This window comes from Niabella insulisoli (assembly GCF_039652435.2).
GTDB classification, from domain to species: Bacteria; Bacteroidota; Bacteroidia; order Chitinophagales; family Chitinophagaceae; genus Niabella; species Niabella insulamsoli.
The window spans coordinates 2547745-2565912 of record NZ_CP190246.1 but is presented as its reverse complement, the minus strand read 5'-3'; the positions used below and the strand labels follow the sequence as shown (position 1 = coordinate 2565912).

The 18168-nt window shown below is 44.7% G+C and carries 15 protein-coding genes; 7 read left to right on the top strand and 8 right to left on the bottom strand.

Translation table 11 applies throughout. The annotated features are described in order from the left end of the window. Positions 1-17: 17 nt before the first annotated feature. From ABDK00_RS10640 to ABDK00_RS10615, 6 genes are all read right to left on the bottom strand, one after another. Positions 18-710 (bottom strand): CoA transferase subunit A, encoded by a 693-nt coding sequence (locus ABDK00_RS10640; RefSeq protein ID WP_346239185.1) that lies wholly within the window; start codon positions 708-710, stop codon positions 18-20. Positions 711-716: 6 nt separating this feature from the next. Beyond that, positions 717-1586 (bottom strand): hydroxymethylglutaryl-CoA lyase, encoded by an 870-nt coding sequence (locus ABDK00_RS10635; RefSeq protein ID WP_346239184.1) that lies wholly within the window; start codon positions 1584-1586, stop codon positions 717-719. 92 nt (positions 1587-1678) lie between these two features. Next, on the bottom strand, positions 1679-2851 hold the full coding sequence (locus tag ABDK00_RS10630) for an acyl-CoA dehydrogenase family protein (RefSeq protein WP_346239183.1): 1173 nt from the start codon (positions 2849-2851) through the stop codon (positions 1679-1681). Beyond that, on the bottom strand, positions 2848-4854 hold the full coding sequence (locus tag ABDK00_RS10625; protein WP_346239182.1) for an acetyl/propionyl/methylcrotonyl-CoA carboxylase subunit alpha: 2007 nt from the start codon (positions 4852-4854) through the stop codon (positions 2848-2850). The genes ABDK00_RS10630 and ABDK00_RS10625 overlap by 4 nt, the downstream gene beginning before the upstream one ends. A gap of 45 nt (positions 4855-4899) precedes the next feature. Then, the gene (locus ABDK00_RS10620; RefSeq protein WP_346239181.1) at positions 4900-5688 is read right to left on the bottom strand and encodes an enoyl-CoA hydratase-related protein; all 789 of its coding nucleotides are present in this window, start codon (positions 5686-5688) and stop codon (positions 4900-4902) included. A 258-nt stretch (positions 5689-5946) separates the two neighbouring features. Further along, positions 5947-7554 (bottom strand): carboxyl transferase domain-containing protein, encoded by a 1608-nt coding sequence (locus ABDK00_RS10615; protein ID WP_425474799.1) that lies wholly within the window; start codon positions 7552-7554, stop codon positions 5947-5949. Positions 7555-7789: 235 nt separating this feature from the next. On the opposite strand from ABDK00_RS10615, the gene ABDK00_RS10610 reads away from it, so the two are divergent. From ABDK00_RS10610 to lysA, 6 genes are all read left to right on the top strand, one after another. Beyond that, positions 7790-8236: a cytochrome c maturation protein CcmE gene (locus ABDK00_RS10610; RefSeq protein ID WP_346239180.1), complete on the top strand. Its 447-nt coding sequence runs from the start codon at positions 7790-7792 to the stop codon at positions 8234-8236. Positions 8237-8242: 6 nt separating this feature from the next. Continuing rightward, positions 8243-10837: a cytochrome c biogenesis protein CcsA gene (gene ccsA, locus ABDK00_RS10605; protein WP_346239179.1), complete on the top strand. Its 2595-nt coding sequence runs from the start codon at positions 8243-8245 to the stop codon at positions 10835-10837. A gap of 52 nt (positions 10838-10889) precedes the next feature. Next, complete coding sequence (locus ABDK00_RS10600) at positions 10890-11561, top strand: hypothetical protein (RefSeq protein ID WP_346239178.1); 672 nt, start codon at positions 10890-10892, stop codon at positions 11559-11561. 188 nt (positions 11562-11749) lie between these two features. Then, entirely contained in the window at positions 11750-12631 is an 882-nt protein-coding gene (atpG, locus tag ABDK00_RS10595) for an ATP synthase F1 subunit gamma (protein WP_346239177.1), read from the top strand. A gap of 23 nt (positions 12632-12654) precedes the next feature. Next, on the top strand, positions 12655-13566 hold the full coding sequence (scpB, locus tag ABDK00_RS10590; protein WP_346239176.1) for an SMC-Scp complex subunit ScpB: 912 nt from the start codon (positions 12655-12657) through the stop codon (positions 13564-13566). Positions 13567-13635: 69 nt separating this feature from the next. Then, positions 13636-14841 (top strand): diaminopimelate decarboxylase, encoded by a 1206-nt coding sequence (gene lysA, locus ABDK00_RS10585; RefSeq protein WP_346239175.1) that lies wholly within the window; start codon positions 13636-13638, stop codon positions 14839-14841. Positions 14842-14857: 16 nt separating this feature from the next. Here lysA and ABDK00_RS10580 read toward each other — a convergent pair whose 3' ends face one another. After that, the gene (locus ABDK00_RS10580; protein WP_346239174.1) at positions 14858-15352 is read right to left on the bottom strand and encodes a GNAT family N-acetyltransferase; all 495 of its coding nucleotides are present in this window, start codon (positions 15350-15352) and stop codon (positions 14858-14860) included. Positions 15353-15555: 203 nt separating this feature from the next. Here ABDK00_RS10580 and ABDK00_RS10575 point away from each other — a divergent pair, with 203 nt between their 5' ends. Further along, entirely contained in the window at positions 15556-16161 is a 606-nt protein-coding gene (locus tag ABDK00_RS10575; protein WP_346239173.1) for a Crp/Fnr family transcriptional regulator, read from the top strand. Here the strand turns inward: ABDK00_RS10575 and ABDK00_RS10570 are convergent. Further along, positions 16158-18038 carry an Nramp family divalent metal transporter gene (locus ABDK00_RS10570; RefSeq protein ID WP_346239172.1) on the bottom strand — a complete coding sequence of 627 codons (1881 nt, stop codon included), beginning with the start codon at positions 18036-18038 and terminating at the stop codon, positions 16158-16160. The two genes, ABDK00_RS10575 and ABDK00_RS10570, sit on opposite strands and share 4 nt — an antisense overlap. Positions 18039-18168: the final 130 nt, after the last annotated feature.

Here is an 18168-nt window from a genome sequence, read left to right as displayed (position 1 = left end):
TCCGTTTGCTTTTTAGTTTAAGCTCTTTCAGTGAGCTTTTCAATTCGCTTTTCATAATTTTTTCCGGCAAATATGCGTTGCACAAAAATGCCCGGCGTGTGGATTTGTGCGGGATCTAAGGCGCCGGCTGGCACCAGTTCTTCTACCTCGGCAATAGTGATTTTCCCCGCTGTCGCCATCGGTTGGTTGAAATTATTCGCGGTAGCCCGGTAAATAAGATTGCCATGCGTGTCGCCTTTCCAGGCTTTTACAATAGCAAAGTCGCCAACGATCGCATGTTCGAGCAAATGAGGTTTGCCGTTAAAACTCCGCACTTCCTTGCCCTCGGCCACTTCGGTTCCATAGCCTGCAGGTACATAAAATGCCGGAATGCCCGCTCCGCCCGCGCGGCAACGCTCTGCCAAAGTGCCTTGTGGAATTAACTCCACCTGCAATTCGCCGGCCAGCAGTTGCCGCTCAAATTCTGCATTCTCTCCGACATAGGAAGAGATCATTTTTTTTATTTGTCTTTGCTGCAACAGAAGGCCCAATCCAAAATCATCTACGCCGGCGTTGTTGCTTACGCAGGTCAAATTGTTGACATTGCTTTCGACCATTGCGCTGATACAGTTTTCCGGAATACCGCAAAGTCCAAAGCCGCCAAGCAAAATAGTCATGCCTGATTCAAGGCCGCTGATTGCCTCCCTGGCATTTGAAACAACTTTATTCATATCGTTTTATTTGTATTTGATTTTTTGAAAATCAATATACCTGGATGCAATATCTTGTAGAAGTGGCTCATTCAACTGATGTGGAATATTCATTTCTTTACAATAGGATAGCAGATCCAGGGTATTCAAATTTCCTAATAATTCATAGCCGGTCATCGGACATCCGCCAATACCATTGAGTACGCCGTCAAAACTCCTGCAACCGGCGTTCCAGGCTGCATCTATTTTGGCGCCAGCCGTCTGAGGTTCCGTGTGAAGGTGTAGTCCCAGCTCGATATTGGGATAAACGGGAAGTAACGCATCGAAAGCGCTTTTGATCGAAAGGGGCGTAGCCAAACCCACAGTGTCGGAAAGCGTGATAGCCTGAACGCCAATATCGACAAGGCTTTGTACGCACACTTTCAATATATTTTCATTCCATTCGTCGCCGTAAGGGTTGCCAAATGCCATGCTGATAAAAACGCGGAAAACTTTTTGGTTTTTGATGCATATCCCGGCGATCTCCTGCGCGGTACCGTAAACTCTTGTCAGGTCTGAATTGATATTTTTTTGAAGGAAAGTATTGCTTATTGAATAGGGAAAACCAATCAGATCTACTTTTTCAAGCGCGCTGGCCTCGAGAGCGCCGCGCGTATTGCCCACAATGGCAAGGAGCTTCGTGGCGGATAAGGATTTGTCAACCAATTGCAGTACCTGGCCGCTATCCGCCATCTGCGGAACGGCTTTGGGCGACACAAAACTGCCAAAATCGATAACGTCGAATCCGGCTTTCATTAGCTCATTTATATAAGCCGCCCGCTGTTCAACTTCGATTGTAAACGGCAGCCCCTGTTGCGCGTCTCTCGGGCTTTCGGTTATCTTTATTTTATTGTGCATAGCTTATATTTCGTTGTTCGAAGTTGATAGGTTCACAATGGCTTAAAACATTAAATCGCTTTTAACCCTCAACGACGATCCGTACATTTTGTTCAGCATCCGATATGTTTCGCAATGACAACGCGTTGAATCTCGGAAGTGCCTTCTCCAATTTGCAACAGCCTTTGATCCCGATAGAAACGCTCCACGTTATACTCTTTCATCAAACCGTATCCGCCGTGTATTTGAACGGCAGCATCGGTTATTTCCTTTGCAATTTCGGAGCAGTAAAGTTTTGCCATTGCGGCTTCTTTCGAAAAAGGTTTTTTGGTGTCTTTTAGCCAGCAGGTTTTATATAAAAAAGTACGCGCAAGTTCAATTTTTGTCGCCATGTCGGCCAGGCTAAAAGAAACCGCCTGGAATTTGGAAATGCTTTTGCCGAATTGCTTTCGCTCCTGGGCGTAGTTTAGCGCGAGTTCGTATGCGCCCTGCGCGCAACCAAGCCCCATTGCGGCAATGCTCAACCTGCCGGCATCGAGCGTTTGCAGCATAATTTTCGAACCCTGCCCAGGCCTGCCCAGCGTGTTTTTTTTTGAAACACGGCAATTGTCAAAAAATAACTGGGACGTGTCGCTGGCTCGCCACATCATTTTGCCATGCATGGCCTGTTGTGAAAAGCCCGGCGTTCCTTTCTCCACGATGATGGTCGTAAATTCCTTTTTTTCATTCGGCCCGCTCGTCACAGCCTGCACTGTAGCGCCGAGATTGATATCAACAGATCCATTGGTGATAAAAATTTTGTTTCCGTTAATCACCCAGTCATTTTTCTCAGCAACTGCGGTGGTTTTCGACGCACGCGAGTCGCTGCCCGCTTCGGGTTCAGTCAATCCAAAACTCCAAAGGCCCGTGCCGTCGCAAAGTTTGGGCAGGTATTGCTCTTTTTGTTCTTTGCTTCCATAATTATAAATAGGGCCGATGCCGAGGGAGTTATGGGCGGCCAGGGTAGCGGCCTGCGAACCATCGACCCGCGCGATTTCTTCGACGGCAATAATATAAGAAAGATAATCCATGCCGGCGCCACCATATTTTGGCGGGAGATAGATGCCAAATAAACCCATTGCTCCCATTTCCCGCGTCAGGTCGTAAGAGAATTGTTCTTTCTCATCCAGTTCCTGCGCAACCGGTTTTATTTTTTTTTCTGCAAAATCGCGAACGGTGTTGCGTATTTGCTCATGTTCTTCGCTAAGATTAAAGTTCATATTGGTGATGTGTTTTTCTTTTTTCAATGAGATGAAAGCGTTTTTAATTTTATCAGCAGGGTGGTGGCGCCCACCTTGTCGCCTTCTTTTACGTCTATCCGGTCGACTAAGGCGTCGGCACTGCAAAGTATATTATGTTCCATTTTCATGGCTTCCACAATAAGCAAGGTGTCTCCTTTTTTGACGCTGTCGCCGACTTTTACGTTTATTTTTGCCACTTTCCCGGGCATGGGAGCGGTAACGGTTTCCGGGTTTTTAATCGCTGTTTGCGCCGCTTCAAATACTACGCCGTCTACAGCAGAAATGTCCGGCCGCGCTATCCTGTAAAGCATACCTTCCACGCCAATTTCATATCGCCCGGGACTGAACTCAAACACACTCACCGGGTAGCTGGTTTTGTTAACCGTCAGGAGATAATCGATGCCATGCAGCCATCCTAAAGTCGCTTCCTGTAATTTTTCGTTGAACAAAAAACTTACGTGGCGATGCTCATTTTTTAAAATGTGAGTGTGAAAAATTTGATCGCCCCATTCAAATTTCAACGCGTTATCGTGTCGCCAAAATCCAATTTGCTGCCAAATAGATGAATCGGAGCAGGCTTCCGTCTGTAGGCTTTTCGTCAGCGCAGCGGCTAATAAAATCAACCGGTTGATAGACTGTTTGCGGTTTTGGATGTTGTTTAAAATTTGATCAAGGCGGGTGTCAATATATTTGGTTGAAATTTGGTTGTTGATGAAATCCGGCTCCTGAAGCAAACCTGTTAAGAACTCTACATTCGTTTGAATACCTTTTATATGGTATTGCCGCAAAGCGGCTACCATGGCTTGTCTTGCACTTTCCCTGTCGGCATGCCAAAAAATCAATTTGCTGATCATAGGATCAAATTCGTCGGAAACAGAATCGCCGCTTTTAAGCTCCATGCCATCAATGCGAACGGCCTTGTTGTGACTTAAATCCGGTTCTTCATAAAAACGGATTATGCCGGGGGCGGGCAGGAAATTTTCTTCCGGGTCTTCAGCGTAGATCCGGCATTCGATCGCATGCCCGTTGATGGAAATATCTTTTTGTTGAAGACCTAAAGCCTCCCCCGACGCAATCCTGATTTGCTGCTCAACAATATCCACACCCGTGATAAGCTCTGTCACCGGATGTTCCACCTGAATGCGCGTATTCATTTCCAGAAAGTAGAAATCCAGGTTTTCATCAACTAGGAATTCCATGGTGCCGGCGCTGTGATAGCTGATGCGCTCCGCTAATTGTAGGGCCGCGCTACAGATTTTTTGTCTTACGGCGTCGGTTAATGTTGCGGATGGCGCTTCCTCCACAATTTTCTGATGCCTGCGTTGAAGGGAACATTCGCGGTCAAATAAATGAATGATATGTCCCTGCTGATCGCCAAGAATTTGCACTTCTATGTGGCGGGGATTGGCAATGTATTTTTCTATATAAACAGTGCCGTCGCCAAAATAATTTTTGGCCTCCCGCGTGGTAGCTTCCAGTGCAGCTTTCAATTCGGAAGCCTGATTTACGATTCGCATGCCTTTACCGCCGCCGCCGGCAGCGGCTTTAATCAATACCGGAAATGTCAGGTCCGCCTGATGGGCCATCAATTCTTCCGAAGTGCCGGTGTGGCCCGGCGTGACAGGCACACCTGCTTCGCTGGCAGTGGCGCGAGCGGCAATTTTGTTGCCCATAGCGGCGATGGCTGCGGCAGACGGGCCAATGAAAATAATGTTAGCCTGACTGCATGCTGCTACAAACGCAGCCTGCTCCGATAAAAAACCATAGCCCGGATGAATGGCGTCGGCGTTGGCCTGCTTTGCAATAGCGATAATCTTTTCAATGTTTAAATAGGTGTCGCTGAGTTGATCTCCTTCCAGTAAAACGGCTTCATCTGCCTGTTTTACAAAAGCAGCATGTTGATCAGCTTCATTAAAAATGGCAATCGTTTGGATGCCCATAGCTTTTGCTGTCCGCTGAATGCGTAAGGCGATTTCTCCCCGGTTTGCTATTAATATTTTATTGATCATATAGTTGAAAGCGATGGTTATAATCCCGTTCTAAAACGGCTGGGTTTATTTTATCCAGTTGGGTTTTCTTTTTTCGAGAAAAGCCGACATGCCTTCCTGGCCTTCCTCGGACGCTCTTATTTCCGCGATCATTTTTGCCGTGTAATCTACAATTTGGTCTGGCGATAATTCGTTAACCACCATGTCAATAAGATTTTTACATTGCGCCACAGCTTTAGGGCCGCTCGAAAGCAGTTGCTGTAATGTAGCTTGCAAATGAGCTTCCGTTTCATGGCTGTTTTGAAAACTTTTGTTGACAAGATTTAGTTGCTCGGCCTGAGTGCCGTCGATGCGCTGGCCAGTAAGCATCAACGCCCGCGAAGGGAATTCTCCGATCCTTTTAATGATATAAGGCGATATGCAGGCCGGTACAATACCAATGTTCACCTCAGAGAAGGCAAAGATGCTGTCGGCTTCACAAAAAGAGAAATCACAGGCGGCTACCAGTCCATTGGCCCCGCCCATTGCTGCACCGTGCACGATAGCCAACGTGGGCTTCGGACAATTATAGATCGTCCTGAAGCACAAGGCTAGCTGCAAACTTTCTTCATAATTCTGGTCATAATCATACTGCGCCACTTCTTTCATCCAGTTGAGATCTGCACCTGCACAAAATACTTTTCCGCGGCCACGAAGTACGATAGCGCGAATGGCATCGTTGCGGCCTTCTTCCTCAAACGCGCGTGTTAACTCTTCAATCATCACTTCGTTGAAGGCGTTTCGAACCGCAGGCCTGTTGAGCCAGATAGTGCTGGTTTGATGTTTGGTTTCTATTTCGAGCGTTGTGTATGACATGGATGATGGTTAATAGTGAGTGGTTAGTAGTTAATAGTTAATGGTTAATAGTGAATGGTTAATAGTGAATGGTTAATAGTTAATGGTTAATAGTGAATGGTTAATAGTTAATGGTTAATAGTGAATAGTGAATGGTTAATAGTGAATGGTTAATAGTGAATGATAAATTTCTAATAGTTAAAATCTATAATCCATAATCCATGAACCATGAACTATGATCTATGAACTATCATATATGCTCCATAACCCGGAACGCCTTTACATTCTGAACACACCATATTTCGTATCCGACCATTTTTTATTTAATGAAACAGCAATGCCCATGGCGATGATTTTTCTGGTATCCGCTGGATCGATGATGCCGTCATCCCAAAGGCGTGCAGAACTGTAATACGCGGAGCCTTCCTTTTCGTATTTTTCCATAATCGATGTTTCAAGCGCTGCCCGTTCAGCCTCCCCAAATGCTTTTCCTTTTGCCTGCAATTGTGAAGCTTTTACAGAAGCTAACACGCTGGCCGCCTGTTCGCCACCCATCACAGAAATTTTCGCGTGTGGCCACATAAAAAGAAAGCGCGGGTCATAGGCCCGTCCGCACATGGCATAATTGCCAGCCCCAAAAGAACCGCCGGTTACCACCGTAAACTTGGGAACGTTCGCATTGGCCACCGCTTGTACCATTTTAGCGCCGTCGCGCGCAATACCTTTGTGTTCATATTCTTTGCCTACAATAAAGCCTGTAATGTTTTGAAGAAAAAGCAGCGGTATATTTCGCGCCGCGCATAATTCCACAAAGTGGGCGCCCTTGAGCGCGGATTCTCCAAACAATACGCCATTGTTCGCTACAATGCCAACTGGAAAGCCCATAATATGGGCAAAACCCGTAACAATGGTAGGAGCGTATTTTTGCTTAAACTCATGGAAACGGCTCCCATCAACGAGTCGGGCTATAATTTCCCGGGCGTCAATCTGCTTTTTAAGATCAGCTTGTAAAATGCCGTATAATTCTGAAGGATCGTAATAAGGCTCTTCATTTTCGCTCAGTGCAAGCGGCTGTTTGTCGGTGGCTTTGAAAGTTCGCACCAGGTCGCGGGCAATTGCGATAGCGTGTTGATCGCTTTCAGCAATATGATCGGCAACGCCCGATATAGCGGTGTGCACTTCTGCGCCTCCCAATTCCTCGGCGGAAACTTCTTCGCCTGTTGCCGCTTTTACCAACGGCGGCCCCCCGATAAAAATAGTTCCCTGATTCCTTACAATAATAGTTTCATCACACATGGCGGGCACATAAGCGCCGCCGGCCGTACAGGAGCCCATCACAAGGGCTATTTGCGGAATGCCCGCTGCGGACATTCGCGCCTGGTTGAAGAAAAAACGCCCAAAATCATGGCGATCAGGAAAGACCGTCGCCTGCTCCGGTAAAAATGCGCCGCCGGAGTCGACCATATAAATACAGGGAAGATTGTTTTCCTGCGCAATTTCCTGGGCCCGCACATGCTTTTTAATTGTGTATTGCATATAAGTGCCGCCTTTTACCGTGGCGTCGTTAGCAATAACCATAATTTCCCTGCCGTGCACCACGCCGATGCCGGTGACAATTCCGGCAGAAGGAAATTCATCGTCGTGGATGCCGAAAGCCGCCAAGGGAGAAAGTTCCAAAAAGGGTGTATTGGGATCAATCAATTGATCAATCCGGTCGCGAACCCAAAGTTTGCCGCGTTGGCGATGCTTTTCAATAGCTTTGTTTGCTGCGGGTTGTGTCACGGATTGCAGGCGCTGACGCCAGGTATTTAAAATGGCTTCGTAGTGTTCCCGGGTAGCCACAAACTCATCAGCCGATGTGTTGATATTAGAAATGATCCTGTTCAATGTCGTTGATTCTGTTATAAAAAGATACAAAGAAAGGATTAAAAAATTATAAAAACTAACAATTGTTAGTTAATTTATTGTTCGCATGGCTGTTATCAGGTTGTCTTTCCCTCCGATAAAAAATTATCGGCTTTTCAAAACAATCCCGCAAATCGGTTGTTAAGCATTGAAAGCGCTTTATTTGTCTTAATTTTGCATCCCGTTCCGTGAGGCGGGAAGAAATTTCGAAAACGAAATGAAGAAAATACATATTGTTTTTTTGGTTTTAATTGCCGCCGCGATTGCCGTGTTGGTGAGTTTTATGCAAACGACCACCACTTACGATACCGTTGCCATTGCAAGATCCAAACCGGGTAAATTCGTTCATCTGATGGCTAAATGGGACAAGTCGGCCCCCATGGAGTATGACGCCATTAAAAATCCCAACTATCTTTCTTTTACGGCGGTAGACACTTTAGGTGATAAGATCGAAGTCATTTATCATAGTCCGAAGCCGGAAAATTTTGAGTTGAGTGAGCGGCTTGTTTTAAAAGGGAAATATCAGGACGGACAATTTATATGCCAAAGCATTCAGACCAAATGCCCGAGTAAATACAAGGATGAAGATCCTTCCAAACATCCCGGAAATCGTAAAGATTCAACTTCTAACTCAGTAGCCTTGGCTTCTACGGCTAAACAATAATATTTTATGGACTATGTAGGTGAGCATCTGCTGCCCGGACAGATCGGACATTTTTTTCTTTTAGTTTCTTTGATTGCTTCACTTACGGCGGCGTTTGCTTATTTCAAAGCCGTTCATGCTGCTCCTGAAGCAAAAGCTGGCTGGCTTAAGCTTGCCAGGTTTTCATTTTTTGCAGAAGTGCTGGCGATAGTGGTGATCTTTGCGGCGCTGCTTCATATTCTTTATCACCATTTGTTCGAGTATAAATATGCGTGGCAACATACCAGCCTTTCGCTCGAATTCAAATATATCATGAGCGCCTTCTGGGAAGGGCAGGAGGGAAGTACTTTGCTTTGGGCATTTTGGCACTGTGTGTTAGGGTTGATTATTATAAAAAGAGAAAAGCAATGGGAAGCGCCTGTGATGTCGATACTGAGTTTTGCGCAATTCTTCCTGGCCACGATGGTGGTAGGTTTATATATTTTCGATGTTAAGATCGGTTCCAACCCTTTTCTTTTGCTGAGAGATTCCGGCGTTTTAGATGACGCGCCCGCGATGCATGTCAATTTCGATATCACGCAGGCTATTCGGCCAGACTACCTTACTTTAATTACTGATGGTAATGATCTGAATCCACTTTTGCAGAACTATTGGATGGTGATTCACCCGCCGGTTCTTTTCCTGGGTTTCGCTTCAACCCTGGTGCCCTTTGCTTTTGCGCTGGCAGGCCTTTGGACAAAAGATATTAAAGGCTGGGTCACCCGCGCGATTCCCTGGACGCTTTTTTCTATCGGAATTTTTGGTTTGGGCATTATGATGGGATCCAAGTGGGCTTACGAGTCTTTAAATTTTGCGGGCTACTGGGCCTGGGATCCGGTAGAAAATGCTTCGCTGGTGCCTTGGATGATTATGGTGTCGGGCCTTCACACCATGCTGATTTTTAAACACAGCGGTTATTCGCTTCGTTCCTCTTTTTTGTTTCTTGCTTTATCTTTTATTTTCATCGTTTACTCCACTTTCCTAACCAAAAGCGGTGTGCTGGGCGATTCTTCGGTACATGCTTTTGCTGATATCGGGATGAACGGGCAATTATTTTTGTTTTTAATTGTCTTTGTATGGCTTCCTGCATTTTTTGCAGCACAGTCCGTAAAACAAAGGCTGATTATTACCGGCGTCACATTTCTGCTTTCGCTGGGAACTTACTTTTTTGCTGAAACCATTCCTGGTTTTCCTTTATATGTAATTTTAGGTGGCATCGTTACATTCATCGTGCTGATGAATAAAGTGGTGCCAGCGGTGAAAAAGGAGGAAGCCGTTTCTTCGCGCGAATTCTGGATGTTTATCGGGTCGCTTGTTTTTTTCCTGGCCGCCATGATTATCATTTTCCAAACCTCACTGCCCGTCTTTAATAAACTTTTTGATTCCAATAAAGCGCCCGGCGAAAATGATGAATTCAATTACAATAAAATTCAGGTGCTTGTGGCTTTTGTCATCGGCATTCTGACAGCGATCACGCAATATTTAAGGTATAAAGCTACTGATACGAAATTTTTCCTGAGCAGAATGCTGGTGCCCACCATTATCAGCGCGGTCGTGGCAACCTTTATCCTTGCCGTAGTGAAAATCAATTATGATGTGCACGGCATGGGCTTTTTGATTAACATCTGGTTGGCGTTGGTGGCCACTGTGTATGCAACCATCGCTAACGCTGCCTATATATGGATTGGTTTAAAAGGAAAGCTGAAAAACAGCGGCGGTTCCATTGCGCATTTTGGCTTTGGTTTAATGCTGGTAGGAATGATTTTGTCATCTTCGAAAAAGGAAATTTTATCCTGGAATACCAGCGGTATCGCCGTCCCATTTGGTGAAGATAGTAAGGAGAAAACTGGCGAAAACCTGACGCTGGTAAAGGGCGTGCCCATGCAAATGAATAATTACATGGTGACGTATGTGGGCGATTCGGCGCATCCAAAAAAGGAACAAACTTTCTTCAAACTTCATTTTAAGTCGAAAAATGACAATGAAGAATTTACTTTGTTGCCTAATGCCTTTGTGAATTATAAAGGAAACGAAGGTTTGATGGCGAATCCATCGAGCAAGCATTATTGGAACCACGACGTGTTTACCTATGTGTCTTCTTTTTATAAACCCAATCCGCAGGACGATACAGCGCGATTTGTAACCAATGCCATCAATATCGACGACACGGTTTTTTACAGCAAAGGATTCATTACGATCGAAAAACTGGCGGCGAAAGACAATTTGCCGGTGGCGGGGTTCAATCCGTCAGACACCGGCTACACCGCTACCGTAAAGGTCCAGGAGCTGAACGGCCCTTCGTATACTTCAGACTTATTGCTGATCCGAAACGGGGGAGAAGCATTGTATCAAACGCAGGATACCATCACTTCCCAGGGGTTGGTTTTAAAGCTCGAAGATGCCGGAGCGGGTTCCGTTAAAATTGGAGTAAAAGAATCGAACGCTGTATTAGAATACCTGACGCTGAAAGCATATAAATTCCCTTATATCAACCTGGTTTGGGCCGGTGTGGTTTTCTTGGTGATTGGAACGATTGTCAGCATGTTCAGGCGGATTAAACTGCTGCGATTGAAAGCGGCATAGCAAAGTGTTGCGTATGGCGGCATGTTTTCGTCTCATACAGATAAAAGCTTTTATGAGAAAATCCATTGGTGTGGCTGCCTGCTTTCTTTTAATCGTTCCGCATTTAATGGCACAATCCGGGTCGTCTAAGCATAAAACGGACTTTAAAATTTCTATTCCGCTCGTTTATAATACCGGGTTTTTCAATTATGACCATAACAACAGAAAGAGAGTAAACGAGACGAGAGGATTTGGGGTGGGAGCGGGACTGTCTCACAGTTGGGGTACCCATGCTATTACTTTAGCCGGAAATTATCAGTTTGGACAGAACCTGCTCCTTGCAGAATCCAAAGAGTTAAAATCCAATCAACACCATACAGAAAATCTTTTTTTTGATTTGAATTATTCCAGGAAAATCAATAATCGGATAAATTTGATTGGCGGTATAGGAGTGGGGAAATATAAATACATGCTTCGCAACATTTTTGACGGTAATTTCTTAGACCTAGATTCTTCATTTCAAAAAAACGATTATGTAATGGGGCCTAATGTTGGGATTGAATTGATGTTAAATAAATTTTTGAGTGCCGACATTTTATATCGTTCCGGCCTGATCTCCTTTGGAGCAGGGCATTATTTTCACAACGTATCTCTGGGTTTTAACGTGTATCCTTTAAGAATAAAAGGCAATTTACCCAAAAGGGAAAGACCTGGTCAACCTTTCAGGAATCGCCGGAAAAATTGATACTAACCGTTTCTGTAAATTTTCAGCGTATAGTCGCATCACGGTGTTGTTATGCACCTGGCCGGTTTGTTTGCGCCCCTTTTCACCAAAAAGACCCCTCAAAAACCTTTTCCACATATTTTTTTTATTGATGGAAAATTGGGGTTTTGATCGTACTTTTGCGCCCTGAAAACCAAAGATTTTAAAGAATGGCAGGCCAGTTAAAAGAAGTTCGGAACCGGATCTCGTCTGTGCAAAGTATGCAGCAAATCACCAAAGCCATGAAAATGGTGAGCGCCGCTAAATTTCGTCGTGCACAGGATGCAATTGTACAAATGCGGCCTTACGCGCAAAAGCTGCAGGACGTGTTAAGCAATATCGTAAGCAATAGCGATGGTGAAATTAAAATGGCCCTGGCCGAAGAAAGGCCCGTGGAAAAAGTGCTGCTGATCGTTATTACCAGCGATCGCGGTTTGGCCGGCGCCTTCAATTCCAATGTTGTGAAACTGGCGCGCAGTGTGGTCAGAGAAAAATATCAAAACCAGTTTGATAAAGGAAATGTGACAATTTGGAATCTTGGTAAAAAAGGCTATGAAGCGCTTACTAAATTGGGTTACAGTACCAACGATGACCATAAAGACATTTTCACGCAGTTAAATTTTGACAATGTGCACAAAATTTCTCAGGCAGCCATGAAGGCTTATGAGGAAAAGCAATTTGATGCCATCGAAATTATCTACAGCCAGTTCAAAAATGCGGCCACTCAGATTTTTACGGCAGAGCAATTTCTTCCCATTCCGAAAGTTGAGCAGAAAGCCGGCGCTACAAAAGCCGATTTTATATTTGATCCGAATAAAGCTGAACTTATTTCGGAATTAATGCCCAAAATCCTCAATACGCAACTTTATAAAGCGGTATTAGACTCTCATGCATCCGAACATGGCGCCCGCATGACTTCGATGGATAAAGCCAGCGAGAATGCGAACGAAATGTTGAAGAGCCTGAAACTCTCTTACAACCGCGCAAGGCAGGCTGCCATCACCACAGAGCTTACAGAAATCGTAAGTGGCGCCGCAGCATTGCAGGGATAGTCCTCAAGTTCAAACTTATTTCCATGGAAATAGCCGAATTGATTCCACATATTGAAGCATTGATTTTTGCCAGTGAGAAGCCGCTTTCAACATTGGAAGTGACCGACCTGATTAATAATGCATTCGGTTTTATGGAGCACCAGATTACGCTCGACCAGGTGGAAGCCGCAGTAGACGGGGTGAAAGAGAAGTATGTTTCTGAATTTTATCCTTTCGAAATCGTTCAAAGTGGTGGCGGCTGGCAGTTTTTGACTAAAAAGGAATATCACAAAACGATCGCGCAATTAAACGGCGACAAATTTATGAAGCGTTTGTCGGCGGCGGCGCTTGAAACGCTTGCGATTGTGGCTTACAAACAACCCGTGACCAAGGGCGAAGTAGAAGCCATACGCGGCGTCAGTGCCGATTACGCCATTCAAAAGCTACTGGAAAAAGAATTGATTATTATAAGCGGCCGCAATGAAAGCCTTCCCGGGCATCCGCTGGTGTACACCACTTCAAAATCTTTTATGGATTATTTTGGTATTAATTCTTCCGATGAATTGCCTAAAATAAAGGAAGTATTAGCCGAGCAGATTATTGAACCGAGCGCTATTGTAAACGGTGAAACGGTGGGCGAACCTGAAATTGACGAAGATGGCAATCCGCTGGCAGTTTCGGAGAATGGAGAGTTGATTGAAAATCAGGTCAACGATAACCCAGAAGTTGTTAACGATCAGGAATCTGCTGAAGCCGTTTCGGCCGAAAATGAAGAATCAGAAAGCGAAGATATTTTAGTGGATGGCGATGCTTCAGGCGACGAAGGCGATGATATTGCTTTTGATGATGAAAAAAAGCAGGTAACGGAAGAAATTCCCGGAAATGAAGCCAAAGATGAAGAGTCGGAGGAAGACAAGAAGGACGGGGAGGATGACGATGACGAGCCTGCTTATTAGAATGAAACAATAATAAGATTAAACGTAAGCAACGGCAGTATTATTACTGCTTTTTTTATATCGATGATTATGGAAAATGTATTAAGCCACGCGCAGTTATTAGCAGTTGCAGAGGAGTATGGAACGCCTTTGTATGTGTATCATGAAGATAAAATCGTTAGTCAGTATCAGCGTTTGGTGAAAGCCTTCAATAATGAGAAAGTACGTTTTTTCTACGCCTGCAAAGCGTTAACAAATATTAATATTCTGAAAGTGTTGAAAGCGCAGGGCTGCAATATTGATTGCAGTTCGATCAATGAAGTGAAACTGGCGCTGCACGTGGGCTTCGATCCAAAAAATGTGTTGTATACCAGTAACGGTATCGATTTTGAAGAAATTGAAACCGCCCGGTCGCTCGGTGTTATCATCAATATCGACAGTCTTTCTAATCTTAAAAAATTTGGCCAGAAGTTTGGCAGCAGCTATCCGGTGGGCGTGAGGTTAAGACCTAATATTATGGCGGGCGGCAACCTGAAAATCTCTACCGGCCACGATAAAAGTAAGTTCGGCATCCCCGTCGATCAGTTGGATCAATTGCTGGACATTATATCCCAGCACCAAATCAATATTACGAATCTGCATATTCATACGGGCAGCGATATCAAGGATGTCGATGTTTTTGTAAAAGGGATTGAGGTCTTGTTTGAAATCATTCCTCATTTTCCCAATTTGAAATCGATTGATTTGGGCGGCGGATTTAAAGTGGCATACAAAGAGGATGATCCGGCGATCGATATCGAAGCGCTTGCTGCAAGCGTTTTGGAAACCTTTGCGTCGAACGAACTGACAAAAGACCTGCAAATTTGGTTTGAGCCGGGTAAATTCCTGGTAAGCGAAAGCGGCTATTTCGTGACGAAAGTAAATGTGCTTAAAGAAACGTCGGCCACAACCTTTGCAGGCGTTAACAGCGGCTTCAATCATTTGATTCGACCGATGTTTTATGATGCTTATCATCGCATCGCGAATCTTTCCAATCCGCAGGGCGAAGAAAAAGAATATACCATTACGGGGAATATCTGCGAGACAGACACATTCGCATGGTCGAGGCCGTTGCCCGAAGTAAGGGAAGGAGATTTGCTGGTATTTTACAATGCCGGCGCTTATGGTTTTGAAATGTCGAGCAATTATAATTCGCGGTTCAAGCCGGCTGAAGTGTTGATCACGAATGGCAGTGCGCGACTAATTAGAAAAAGGGACGTATTCGAAGATTTGCTGCGCGGACAATTGGTTGATTAATTGCGGAGCTGGATAACTAAGGCGCGAGCGACTTTCGCATTTTAAAATCGTTCATGAAAAAGCCGTTTCCAATATCTATATCTTCCTCTTTCAAAATTTCATAGCCACATTTCTGATAAAAAAATTGGGCTTTATTGAATCGGTTCACATTTAGCGTCATGTACTTTGCCTGATGGTTTTTTGCAAAGGTTTCAACGTGGTGAAGCAGAATTTTCCCCAGGCCTTTTCCCCTGGTGGCGGCGCTCAGGTAAATTTTATGGAGATGCCAGGTTTCATCGTCTTTTTGTTCAACGCCCGCAAAGCCGCTGTCGTTCCCATCTATGTTTAAAAGAAAGAAACTATAACCAGGTTTATAAAAATCCTGCGACAAGGTTTCTTTGTTATAAAAAAGGTCGAGCATATAGTTTATTTGCGCCGCGCTGATAATGGAACTATACACGGACGGCCAGATTTCCTGCGCTAATTGCCGCACAACGGCAAGTTCGTTGATCGAAGCTTTTCTGATTTCCATTTTAATTTCCCCATTTACACGATAGTAACGAAAGCATTAAACCCCGTCGAAAAGGATAAGTGCATGAGCGCCGTAAATCTACATATAAGGATCCAAAAAATATAGATCCGGCCTGAGTTTAACTCCTTTTTTACCGAAGGCAACGACGCTCAAATACTGTCGATAATATTGCCTGGCAATAACTAATTACATTAACTTTGGCTATGCCTATTCCAGAAAATATCGCCAGCTCATTCGTAAGTTTTTTACGTCAATTCGTACCCCTTACTGATGCTGAAGTAAAAAAAGAATTACTTCCTATAATAAATGTGAGAGAATTTCCTAAAAAACATGTGATCACAACAGCCGGCGAAGTAGAAAACTATATGAATTTTATTCATAAAGGATTGATCAGGAAATATTATAAAACCGGCGATGATGAACATATTGTTCAACTTTCAATTGAGGGGCATTTGATCTCGAGCCAGGAATCTTTTTATACAAGGACGCCCTCTGAATATTTCGTGGAAACCATCGAGCCTGCTGTGTTGATTTCGCTTACCTATGAAGATATGGAGCGCCTGTTCGCATCGAGCCATAGTTTTGAGCGCCTGGGCAGGTTGGTGACCGTTCATACCATGGTGCTTAAAGATCGCTGGCAGACCAGCCTCATCATGCAGCAGCCGCGGGAAAGGTTTTTAAATTTTGTTAGCCATTACCAGGAGATTTTGCAACGCGTGCCGCAAAAGTATCTTGCTTCCTACTTGAATATCAAACCGGAAACCTTCAGCCGGTTTAAACATTTGCTCAGGACAAGGCGTACGGTTTAAGCCTGCACCACGAAAACCGGAATGTGAATGCGGTGGCGCACATTGTTAATCGTTTCTCCATAAAGCAAATCTTTAACGCCTTTATGGCCATGCGCACCAATCACCAACAGTTCTGCGTCCGACTCATTGATGATTTTAGCGATGCTATCCACCGCGTTTCCAAAGCCCAGCCTTGCTTCAGCTTTATAACCTTTGCCGGCTAACTGCGCCACATAGTCGTCGAGAAATTTTTGATCGTGAATTGTTTCGTTGTCCACACTCTCACCAAAATTGGCAACCGCTGCAACACTTTCTGTAATATGAATAAGCAGATACCTGCAGTCGGCAGCGCCCTGCGATAAAGCATGGTTGATCACTTTTTCGTCGAGCGCACCGAAATCGAGCGTGATAGCGATGCTTTTATAATGCCCTACCGGCGCTATGTGTAGGGTTTTAGGTTTTTCGTGAATAGTTATCTTTTGGTCCGACCGCCGCTTTTGAAGCGGGTAAAAACATGTATAAATTAATAAGTACACAAAACCGAGCGCGCCCAAAATAATGAGGCCCTTCCAAAAAAGATTATCGGGAGCCTGGAAAAAGTCGACCGCTTGTTCTACAATTAAGCGCGTGTTTAAATACACTAAAACTGCCGTCACCAGCCAGGCCGAAACCTTCACCCAGGTTTTGATGACGAAAGGCCCCATGGTGGCTTTGTCGCTTACAAAATGAATCAGTGGGATGACGGCAAAACCCAGTTGCATACTTAAAACCACCTGGCTAAAAATCAGCAAGCTGTCGACGTCGTCTTCGCCATTAATTAAGATGACTAACGCGGCGGGAATAATAGCGATCATCCTAGTAATAAGCCGCCTGATAATCGGATTGATACGCAATCTCAGGTATCCTTCCATCACAATTTGCCCCGCTAAAGTACCGGTGATAGTGCTGCTTTGCCCGGCTGCAATCAGCGCGACAGCAAACAGCTTGGCAGCAAAGTTGCTTCCCAGGTGTTGCGGCAGTAATTCATATGCCTGTTTGATTTCGCCCACATCTGACCGGCCGGTTTTATAAAAAACGGCAGCGGCCAAAATAAGGATAGCGGCATTTACCAGCAATGCCATATTTAACGCCACCGCGCTGTCGATGAAATTGAGCTTTAATGCTTTTTTGATGCTTTTTATATCCGTGTTGAACTTTCGGGTTTGTACTAATGCGGAGTGCAGGTAGAGGTTATGCGGCATTACGGTGGCGCCGATAATACCGATGGCGATGTACAAAGCCGTATCGTTTTCGATATGCGGTACAAAACCGGATACAATTTCAGCGGGATCAGGTTTGGCCACAATAATCTGAATCAGGAAAGACATGGCGATGATAAATATCAAACCGATAATAAAGGCTTCCAGCTTTCGCATGCCCAAACGCTGCAGGGCGATAAGCAAAAAAGTATCGAGCGCCGTGATCAATACTCCGTAAATAAGCGGCATGCCGGTCAGTAGTTGCAGGCCGATCGCCATTCCCAATATTTCCGCCAAATCGGTGGCGGCGATAGCAATTTCTGCAAGAATATAAAGTGCAAAATTTACTTTTTTAGGATAAGTTTCGCGGTTGGCTTGTGCCAGGTCGCGATTGCGTACGATACCCAAACGCGCGGAAAGGCTTTGTAATAGCAGCGCCATGATATTACTCATAATCAACACCCAAAGCAGCGAATAACCAAACTGGCTGCCGCCGGCCAGATCGGTGGCCCAGTTGCCGGGATCCATGTAGCCCACACTTACCAAATAAGCGGGTCCAAAAAAAGCTAAAATGCGTCTCCAGCGAGACTTGTGAGGCCTTGTCGTGTCAACCGACTGATGCACTTCACTAAGTGAAATTTCCGAATGATGTCGGGCCATTATGATAAGAATATAAAAGTAATAAGTTAGACAAACCTAACAATTATTTTTTAGATTACAATACTCTCTAATGTTTTCGAGGTAAAAAATGTATGGTATTATTGATCAACTATCGTTTATTTGTATCATA

What these genes read in the sequence shown, in the direction of transcription:
- ABDK00_RS10640 (WP_346239185.1), bottom strand. Translation starts at nt 710, where the DNA reads ATGAATAAAGTTGTTTCAAATGCCAGGGAGGCAATCAGCGGCCTTGAA.
- ABDK00_RS10635 (WP_346239184.1), bottom strand. Translation starts at nt 1,586, where the DNA reads ATGCACAATAAAATAAAGATAACCGAAAGCCCGAGAGACGCGCAACAG.
- ABDK00_RS10625 (WP_346239182.1), bottom strand. Translation starts at nt 4,854, where the DNA reads ATGATCAATAAAATATTAATAGCAAACCGGGGAGAAATCGCCTTACGC.
- ABDK00_RS10620 (WP_346239181.1), bottom strand. Translation starts at nt 5,688, where the DNA reads ATGTCATACACAACGCTCGAAATAGAAACCAAACATCAAACCAGCACT.
- ABDK00_RS10610 (WP_346239180.1), top strand. Translation starts at nt 7,790, where the DNA reads ATGAAGAAAATACATATTGTTTTTTTGGTTTTAATTGCCGCCGCGATT.
- ccsA (WP_346239179.1), top strand. Translation starts at nt 8,243, where the DNA reads ATGGACTATGTAGGTGAGCATCTGCTGCCCGGACAGATCGGACATTTT.
- ABDK00_RS10600 (WP_346239178.1), top strand. Translation starts at nt 10,890, where the DNA reads ATGAGAAAATCCATTGGTGTGGCTGCCTGCTTTCTTTTAATCGTTCCG.
- atpG (WP_346239177.1), top strand. Translation starts at nt 11,750, where the DNA reads ATGGCAGGCCAGTTAAAAGAAGTTCGGAACCGGATCTCGTCTGTGCAA.
- scpB (WP_346239176.1), top strand. Translation starts at nt 12,655, where the DNA reads ATGGAAATAGCCGAATTGATTCCACATATTGAAGCATTGATTTTTGCC.
- lysA (WP_346239175.1), top strand. Translation starts at nt 13,636, where the DNA reads ATGGAAAATGTATTAAGCCACGCGCAGTTATTAGCAGTTGCAGAGGAG.
- ABDK00_RS10580 (WP_346239174.1), bottom strand. Translation starts at nt 15,352, where the DNA reads ATGGAAATCAGAAAAGCTTCGATCAACGAACTTGCCGTTGTGCGGCAA.
- ABDK00_RS10575 (WP_346239173.1), top strand. Translation starts at nt 15,556, where the DNA reads ATGCCTATTCCAGAAAATATCGCCAGCTCATTCGTAAGTTTTTTACGT.
- ABDK00_RS10570 (WP_346239172.1), bottom strand. Translation starts at nt 18,038, where the DNA reads ATGGCCCGACATCATTCGGAAATTTCACTTAGTGAAGTGCATCAGTCG.